Origin of the sequence: Microbacterium sp. NPDC079356, assembly GCF_049545465.1 — a bacterium.
GTDB classification, from domain to species: domain Bacteria; phylum Actinomycetota; class Actinomycetes; order Actinomycetales; family Microbacteriaceae; genus Microbacterium; species Microbacterium gawkjiense.
The window spans coordinates 111565-120630 of the sequence record NZ_JBMWDN010000007.1; the positions used below are offsets into that span (position 1 = coordinate 111565).

At 63.8% G+C, this 9066-nt stretch carries 6 protein-coding genes; all 6 read left to right on the forward strand.

Annotated features, from left to right (window positions below; genetic code table 11):
• Positions 1-160 precede the first annotated feature (160 nt).
• Entirely contained in the window at positions 161-2110 is a 1950-nt protein-coding gene (locus ACPEH0_RS13880) for a type I restriction-modification system subunit M (RefSeq protein ID WP_366214398.1), read from the forward strand.
• Positions 2107-3315 (forward strand): restriction endonuclease subunit S, encoded by a 1209-nt coding sequence (locus ACPEH0_RS13885; protein ID WP_366214397.1) that lies wholly within the window; start codon positions 2107-2109, stop codon positions 3313-3315. Before ACPEH0_RS13880 ends, ACPEH0_RS13885 begins: the two co-directional genes overlap by 4 nt.
• Entirely contained in the window at positions 3312-6416 is a 3105-nt protein-coding gene (locus tag ACPEH0_RS13890; protein ID WP_366214396.1) for a type I restriction endonuclease subunit R, read from the forward strand. The genes ACPEH0_RS13885 and ACPEH0_RS13890 overlap by 4 nt, the downstream gene beginning before the upstream one ends.
• Positions 6409-7317 carry a DUF5655 domain-containing protein gene (locus ACPEH0_RS13895; protein WP_366214395.1) on the forward strand — a complete coding sequence of 303 codons (909 nt, stop codon included), beginning with the start codon at positions 6409-6411 and terminating at the stop codon, positions 7315-7317. Before ACPEH0_RS13890 ends, ACPEH0_RS13895 begins: the two co-directional genes overlap by 8 nt.
• Positions 7318-7432: 115 nt before the next feature.
• On the forward strand, positions 7433-8794 hold the full coding sequence (locus ACPEH0_RS13900; protein WP_366214394.1) for a hypothetical protein: 1362 nt from the start codon (positions 7433-7435) through the stop codon (positions 8792-8794).
• 25 nt (positions 8795-8819) lie between these two features.
• Positions 8820-9066: helix-turn-helix domain-containing protein (locus ACPEH0_RS13905; protein WP_423719489.1), on the forward strand; the 247-nt coding region annotated here is incomplete at its 3' end.

A 9066-nucleotide genomic window follows, 5' to 3' on the forward strand; every position in this document is an offset into this window, starting at 1 on the left:
CCTGATCGGTATGACAGTCTGTGATGAATGTCACGTTGAGAGGTCGCCAACCGTGGCAGTCCGGCTCTGACGACCGTGGACCGTGCGCGGCATGGGCCAGGATGGGGAACGGGGACGCTGTGTCGCGCCCTCATCGTTGCTAAGCCAGGAGTGCCCACCTGTGGTGAATCACGTCGCCTTCATCTGGAACATCGCCGAGTCCCTTCGCGGCCCGTTCAAGCCCTCCGAGTACGGGTCGGTGGTCCTCCCGTTCACCGTGCTCCGCCGCCTCGACGCCGTGCTCGCCGACACAAAGCCCGCCGTGCTGGAGGCCGCGAAGTCGATCGAGTCGCTCCCTGAGATGCTGCAGGCGATCAAGCTCCAGGAAGCCGCCGGCCACCAGTTCTACAACACGTCTCCGTTCGACTTCGGCAAGCTCGTCGCTGACCCGCAGGATCTCCGCGCGAACCTTTCGTCCTACCTGGCGGGGTTCTCTCCGAACGTGCGGGACATCTTCGAGCGGTTCGAGTTCGACAAGACGCTGAACAAGCTGGCGGAGAAGAACAAGCTGTTCGCGGTGACAGAGAAGTTCGCACAGGCCGACTTCCACCCCCGCACGGTCAGCAACATCCAGATGGGCCTCGTTTTCGAGGAGCTGATCCGGTTCGCGAACGAGAAGTCGAACGAGACCGCCGGCGACCACTACACCCCGCGTGAAGTCATCAAGCTCATGGTCGAGCTACTGTTCGCGCTCGACGACGATGCTCTCTCGAAGTCGGGTGTGGTGCGGTCCATCTACGACCCGACCGCCGGCACCGGCGGCATGCTCTCCGTCGCCGACGAATACCTCCGCACCCTGAACCCGGGCATCCAGCTCAGCCTGTACGGGCAGGACTACAACGACGCGTCGTACGCGATCTGCAAGGCCGACATGGTCATCAAGGGCCAGGACGTCGACAACATCGCCCTCGGCGACACCCTCACCGAGGACCACTTCGATGACAAGAAATTCGACTACGGCCTCTCCAACCCGCCCTTCGGGGTCGACTGGAAAGACCAGCGCACCTACGTAGACGACGAACACACCAAGCTCGGCTTCAACGGCCGCTTCGGCCCCGGCACCCCCGCCGTCAGCGACGGCGCCATGCTGTTCCTGCTGCACCTCGTGTCGAAGATGCGCAAACCCGAAGACGGCGGATCCCGCATGGCGATCGTCCTCAACGGGTCACCGCTGTTCTCCGGCGGCGCCGGCGGCGGCGAATCGAACATCCGTAAGTGGCTGCTAGACAACGACCTGGTCGAAGCGATCATCGGGCTGCCGAAGGACATGTTCTACAACACCGGCATCTCCACCTACATCTGGGTCCTCACCAACCGCAAAGACGAGACCCGCAAGGGCCGGGTGCAGCTCATCGACGGCCGCGAGATGTTCACCAAGCTCCGCAAGGGCCTCGGCTCCAAGCGCAACGAACTCTCGTCGAAGAACATCGAGACCATCGTCGGCCTGTACGCCGGATTTGAGGACGGCGAGCAGTCGAAGATCTTCCGCAACGAGGACTTCCTCTACCGCACCATCACTGTCGAACGCCCGCTGAAACTCAACTGGCACGCGACGCCCGAACGCATCGACACCGTCTTCGAGGCCAAGGCCATCCAGAAGCTGAACGAGACGGATGCCGCAGCTCTACGTGCCGCCCTCGACCGGCTCGGCCCCGACACCGTGTGGAGAAACCGGGCCGAGTTCCAGACGGTGCTGAAGGATGCCGCGAAAGCCGAAGGCCTCACCCTCCCCGCGCCGCTCCTCAGGACCGTGACGACGGAGCTCGGTGAGCAGGATGACAGCGCCGACATCTGCACCGACACGAAGGGGAACCCGGAGGCGGATGCGTCGCTCCGCGATACCGAGAACGTGCCCTGGGACGAGGATGTCGACGCCTATGTCGCCCGCGAAGTCCTCCCGTACGCGCCTGACGCATGGGTCGACCACGCCAAGACGAAAGAAGGCGCGGAGATCCCCTTCACCCGCCACTTCTACCGGTATGTCCCACCCCGCCCACTCGAGGAGATCGACCGAGATCTCGAAGCCGTCATGAATCAGCTCCGCGCGATGCTCGCGGAGGTGGAGCGGTGACGGCGACCCCTGCGGATCGATGGGGCACGACAACGTTCGGACGTCTTGCCCGCATTGGAAACGGCGCGGACTACAGCAACGTCGAGGTCTCGGAGGGTGGGTATCCGGTCTACGGATCAGGCGGTGAATTCCGTCGGGCTTCGAGCTACCTGTTCGACGGTGAATCGGTGCTCTTCGGCAGGAAGGGCACGGTGGACCGACCGCTCTACGTTGAGGGCAAGTTCTGGACTGTCGACACGATGTTCTACAGCGTGATCGACCGCTCCAGGCTTCTTCCTCGCTTCGCCTACTACTGGGCGACGACGCTGCCGTTCGGAGCTTGGGCAACCGACACCGCGCTCCCGAGCATGACCTCGACTGCGATCAAGGCCGCGCGTATCGCGCTTCCGTCCCTACCCGAGCAGCGGGCGATTGCGGACTATCTGGATCGGGAGACGGCGCAGATCGACGCGTTCATCGCGAAGAACGAGGAACTCATCACCCTCCTCACCGAACGCCGTATCGTTGCGGTCGATCTGGCGATTGGGTGGGGAAGCGCGTCCGCCGAGGCCACGGGTGAATGGCTTGGTCGACTGCCGGCCGGATGGTCGCTTGCGCCCCTGCGCCGGTGGATTCGATTCGTGACAAGCGGGTCACGAGGTTGGGGCCAGTTCTACGCCGACGAAGGATCGGACGTCTTCCTACGCATCGGAGATCTTCAACGCGACCGACTCGAGTTGCGCCCCGTTGAGCGGCAACGGGTCGAGCTTCCGCAGGGCGAAGAGGGCGTTCGGGCACTGACCCAGATTGGAGATCTGTTGATCTCCATCACGGCGGACCTGGGGTCCGTGGCCGTCATCGATGGGCCCGACTCTGGGGCTTACGTGAGCCAACACGTCGCACTGGTCCGGCTCGATCGGGATCGGCTGAATCCTCGGTTCGCCGCGTACGTCGTGTCTTCCTCTGCAGGGAAGGCGCACTTCGAGAAAGCGGCGTACGGCGGCACCAAGATCCAGCTCAGCCTTCCTGATGTGAGGGAGATGCCAATCGCGGTCCCGTCGCTCGAGGAACAGGACGGCATCGTTCAGCGGCTCGATGCTGTGACCGCCGAGGTCGACGCTGCGATCGAAACTGCGCGAAAGGCGATCTTGTTGGCGCGTGAGCGTCGTGCGGCGCTGATTTCGGCTGCGGTGACGGGGAAGATCGATGCGGGGGTGTCGGTGTGAGTGGTGTTGCTGGGGCGCATCTGGAGTCGGTGCTGGAGAACGAGATCGCGGAGCATCTCGCTGCGAACGGCTGGTTGTACTCGCCGACCGACGTGGGCTACGACCGTGAGCTCGCACTGTTCCCCGAGGACGTGCTCGGCTGGTTGGAGGATTCGCAGCCGACCGAGTTCGCGAAGGTCGTTCGCCCCGGTGACACCGAAGCGCAGCACAAGGCTGCGGGTGACAGCATCCTGAGTCGTCTGGCGAAGTCTCTGGATCTGGATCCGTTGAAGAACGGTGGGACGATCCGGATTCTGCATGAGGGTTTCTCGATGGTGCCGCTGCATGGTGGTGCGGTGAAGTTCCGGTTGGCGCAGTTCCGGCCGGCGACCACTCAGAATCCGGACACGCTCGAGGCATACGCGAAGATGCGGCTGCGGGTGATGCGTCAGGTGCATTACTCGGTGAAGCATCCGAACAAGGCGTTGGATCTGGTGCTGTTCGTGAACGGCATCCCGGTCGCGACGATCGAGTTGAAGACGGACTTCACACAGTCGATCGGGAACGCGGTGAACCAGTACCGGTTCGACCGGTCGCCGGCGGGTGAGCCGCTGTTGGGGTTCGCGAAGCGGTCGCTGGTGCATTTCGTGGTGTCGAACTCCGAGGTGCAGATGACCACGAAGCTCGCCGGGCCGAAGACGCGGTTCCTGCCGTTCAACAAGGGCGCCGATGAGGGTGCCGGGAACCCGGTGAACCCGGACGGGTCGGCATCCGCGTACTTCTGGGAGGAGATCCTGCAACGCGACACCTGGCTGCAGCTGCTGGGGTCGTTCGTACACCTGCAGGTCGAGGTTGACGTCGACCCCGACACGGGCAAGAAGACGAAAACCGAGAAGGTGCTGTTCCCGCGGTACCACCAGTGGCGGGCCGTGACCCGCCTGGTCGAGGCGGCGCGGGCCGAGGGGCCGGGGAACCGGTACCTGGTGCAGCACTCGGCGGGGTCGGGGAAGACGAACTCGATCTCGTGGCTCGCACACCGCCTCTCCCAACTCCACGACGACCAGAACCAGCGGGTGTTCGACACGGTCGTGGTGGTCACCGACCGCACGGTGCTGGACAAGCAACTGCAGGACGCGATCAGCCAGTTCGAGAAGCAGGCCGGGGTGGTGCAGTCGATCACCAAGGATGCGGGCGAGTCGAAGTCGAAGCAGCTCGCCGCCGCGCTGACCGGCGGCAAGAACATCGTGATCGTGACGATCCAGTCGTTCGAGGCGCTGATCACCGCGATCCAGACCCTGCCCGAGCTGCAGGGGCGCCGGTTCGCGGTCATCGCGGACGAGGCCCACTCGTCGCAGACCGGGTCGACCGCGGGCGCGTTGACGAAGGTGCTGTCCCCGGATGAGCAGGCGGCGGTCGCCGAGGGTGCCCCGATCGATTCGGACGCGTACCTGCAGTGGGCGATGGAGGTCACCGCATCCGCCCCGAACATCTCGTACTTCGCGTTCACCGCGACCCCGAAGGCAAAGACCCTGGAGTTGTTCGGGCGGGTGCCGGAGGGTGGGGATCTGCCGGAGCCGTTCGACCTGTACTCCATGCAGCAGGCGATCGAGGAGGGATTCATCCTCGACGTGTTGCAGAACTACACGCCGTACAAGGTGGCGTGGAAGCTGCAGCATCCCGATTCCGACTACGACGGTGCCGGTGAGGTCGATGAGTCGACCGCGGTGAAGGCGCTCGTGCAGTACGTGCGACTGCATCCGACGAACATCAGCCAGAAGGCGAAGATCGTCGTCGACCACTTCCGCACCTTCGTCCAGCCGCTGCTGGAGGGCAAGGCGAAGGCGATGGTCGTCACCGGGTCGCGTGTTGAGGCAGTGCGGTGGAAGAAGTACCTCGACACCTACATCGCCGACGCCGGGGTGCTGGGAGTGCGGTCGCTGGTCGCGTTCTCGGGCACGGTTGAGGACCCGGACGACGTCGGCGAGGGGTTGACGGAGCGGACCCAGAACCCGGGGGTGCCGTCGGATCTGGCGGAGGCGTTCAAGCCGGCCACGTACAACGTGATGATCGTGGCGGAGAAGTTCCAGACCGGGTTCGACCAGCCCCGCCTGGTCGCGATGTACGTCGACAAGAAGCTCGGTGGTGTGCAGGCCGTTCAGACCCTGTCGCGGCTGAACCGCACGTATCCGGGCAAGGACAAGACGTTCGTCCTCGACTTCGTCAACGACCCTGTCGAGGTGCTGGACGCGTTCCTGCCGTACTACCGGAAGGCGACGCTCACCGCGACGACCGACCCGAACCTCATCTACGACCTCGTGGTGAAGCTCGACTCGGCCGGGATCTACGACATAGCGGAGGTCGAGCAGGCGTTCGACGTCGCGCTTGCTGGTGGGGTGAACGCGAACTCGAAGGTGTCGGCGGCGACCGCGCCGGCGGTGGACCGGTTCCAGAAACGGTGGGTCGCCGCGGTTCTCGATAACGACAAGGCCGAACAGGACGAACTGCGGCTCTTCAAGTCCGATGTGGGGAACTTCGTGAAGTTCTACGACTTCATCTCCCAGGCCCGCAACCTCGAAGACACCGACCTACCCCGCCGCCACTACTTCTTCCGCCGCATCCTCCCGCAACTGTCCACCGCGACAATCATCGAACCCGTCGACATCTCGGACGTGACGCTCGTCGGCTACAAGATCAGCGCCGGCGAGTCGGTGAAGCTCAACCTTGAGCAGGGGCCGGGCCTGGATCCGATCACCGCGATCGGATCGGGCGCGATCCACGAGAAGCACCGGTCCGCACTCGAGGAGATCATCCACAAGCTCAACGAACGCCTCGGCGACAAGTACGGCGTCGGCGTCATCGACCTGCAGATGAACCACATCGTCGGCAAGCTCGCCCTGGACGTTGAACTCGCGAACCAGGCCGCGGTGAACTCGCCGCAGCAGTTCGCGGAGTCGCCGGCGCTGCCGAAGGCGTTCACGAAGGCGCTGCTCGGGGTGCGAGATGAGACGCCCGCGTTCATCGATGATCTGTTCAACGACAGCGGGCTGTACGCCGAGCTGGGGAAGGCGCTACCCGCGATGCTCTACGAGTACCTCAAGGACCAGGGGGCTTCACGTGGCTGACCTCAAACTCTTCCGCGTCACCGATCGTGTTGCGACCGAACTTCACAGCACGACTGTCGCGCTCGAACGGTCGTTGCAGCAGCTCATCGAGCGGAACATGGAGGAGATGTTCGCGACGCGGTTCCTCGCGAGCGAGTTCTCCACGGGAAGTCGGCACGGTGGCCGAATCGACTCCCTCGGCATCGACGAGAACAATTCTCCGGTGATCTTCGAGTACAAGCGGGCCACCAACGAGAACGTCATCAACCAAGGGCTCTTCTATCTGAACTGGCTCGTCGATCACAGAGCCGAGTTCACCCTGCTCGTCATGAAGGAGCTAGGACCGGATGTCGCCGATGCGATCGACTGGCGCGCACCGCGGCTCGTGTGTGTGGCAAGTGGATACACCCGTTACGACGAACACGCGGTCGAGCAGATCAACCGCTCGATCGACCTCGTCACCTACCGCGACTTCGGAGGCGAACTGTTCGCCCTCGAACTCGTCCACGCATCTCGAGTTGAACCGCAGTCCGCGAACGATGCGCCGAATGCGACGCGCGGGCATAGCAAGACCGTGACCGATCTCCTCGCACAGGCTTCCCCTGAACTCTCCGCACTCTACGAACAACTCGACGCGTTCCTGACCGCGCTGGGTGATGACGTATCCAAGAAGGCGACCAAGCAGTATTTCGCCTACCGGAGACTGAAGAACTTCGCTTGTGTGGAAGTGCATCCGCAGTCGCGCAACTTGCTCGTTTATCTGAAGGTGAACCCGGACGAGGTCGAACTCGAGGACGGGTACTCGCGTGACGTTCGGCAAGTTGGGCATTTCGGTACAGGGGATCTCGAGCTGCGGATCTCCACTCAACGAGAGCTGGACCGCGCACAGAGACTTCTGCAGACCAGCTACGACAACAGCTGAACAGCTACGAACGCAGCGTGCAGGTCGCCCGCGTTGAGCGAGAACATCGTTCGGAACAGATAGATCCGGGGGCTCCCAGTTCAGCTAACGTTTTTGCGACCGATACATTGTGCGCATGAGCGAAGTTGTCGACGGGCCGGCGTGGGTCGCGGCGGAGCCGCTCGATTACGTGGGTGAGAACCCTCTGGCGGTAAGCCGACATGTGACAGCGGAGAGTAGAAAGCTGGCGACGGTCGCGATCAGCACCACGTTTCACGCTCGCTACTACACGTTGCATGCGCTCGTGGCGGACGAGTGCGACAGCCGGGAACTGACTGTGGATGCTCAGCGGGAGCTGCTCAGACGCTGTGAGGTCGTCCTCGCAGCGATCACGATCCTTCATCAAGACGCGCACGACTCGCCGGTCACCCCGCACGGGGTTCGCGCGGTGGGAGGCGCTCTGTCGGGGAATGATCTCGACGTGGCGCGGTTGGCCGGCACTGGGCCCGGCGCCTACTCGAAGAGGCAGTGGGGCTTCTTCTGGGACTACGGCGCCGTCGAGCAAGACCTCGGGTTCGTGAGAATGTCCAGCGGCGGGTTGAGCATTGGCCCAAACGCCGACACGGCAGCAATTCGCGCGGGCCTAGGCGTGCTCCTGACGCTCGCGGAATCTGACCGTGTACCGCTGGAAATCTTGCGGGAACGATCGGACCTGTGTCTGTGCCGCATGGCATCCGCGGAGGATGGTCGCGCATTGCGGGAACGACTCCTACCCGCTGCGGTCCAAATCACGCCCGAACCGATGCCGGAAGGGTCGGCGCAGACGATCAGGATGCTGCTGATCCTGCTGGAACTTGCCGGGGGCGGTGATGGGACGCTGCAGGACGACCTTGGGGATCGGCTCCTCTTCGATCCGGCCGCGCACGCGGACCCTCGCCTCATTGCGTTGGACGCTACTGCTGCGTGGACGGGATTGCTTCTGAGGGAGAAGTCGGTGCGGGCGTGGCATCGCCTTTGGGCGTGGACCGTCGCGCAGATCGATGGTGCAGCGACCGTCGAAGCGATCGCGGCGGCCGTCGCGAATGAACTCCCTCCGTGCAGCCTCGCGGCTTATCTGTCCGACCTGCCACCGCACACTGCCCCCGGCGGTGACTTGCTTCCTGCGGAGGTCGCGGTCGATCAGGATCAATCTCGGAGCGTCGTTGACCGTTGGTTCGCGACGCTGCTGCTAGGCGCGGTCCGCGCGAACGCGCTGCCCGTGAAGGTTGCGGCGTACTTCGAGGGCGGTGAAGAGCGGGGATCACGCTTGCGGCCAGGCTGGCTCCGTGAGCGGTTGGACGAGTGGGCAGAGCGTCCGGTGCAAGAGTTCGCGGTGTTCATCACTGAGCAGATGGTCGCGAGGGCCCAGCAGATCACCTTGTCGAAGGCGAGATTCAACACGACGACGTGTTTGTTCGATGTCGACGGCGCTCGAAAACTGGACAGTAGCGGCGCTTGAAAAGTGAACACTCAACGATTGGAGAGTGATCACTTTGGAGGACTGGGCGTTGATCCGGAGGCTGGCCGGCGAGGGCGTGCCGAAGGCGCATATTGCTGAGCGGTTGGGGATCTCGAGGACCACGGTCATCAAGGCGGTGAACTCGGAATCGCCGCCTCACTATGAGCGGACAGCGGCGCCGACGTCGTTCACGCCGTTCGAGTCGCGGGTGCGTGCGTTGCTGCTGGAGACGCCGACGATGCCGGCGACGGTGCTCGCGGAGCGGGTCGGGT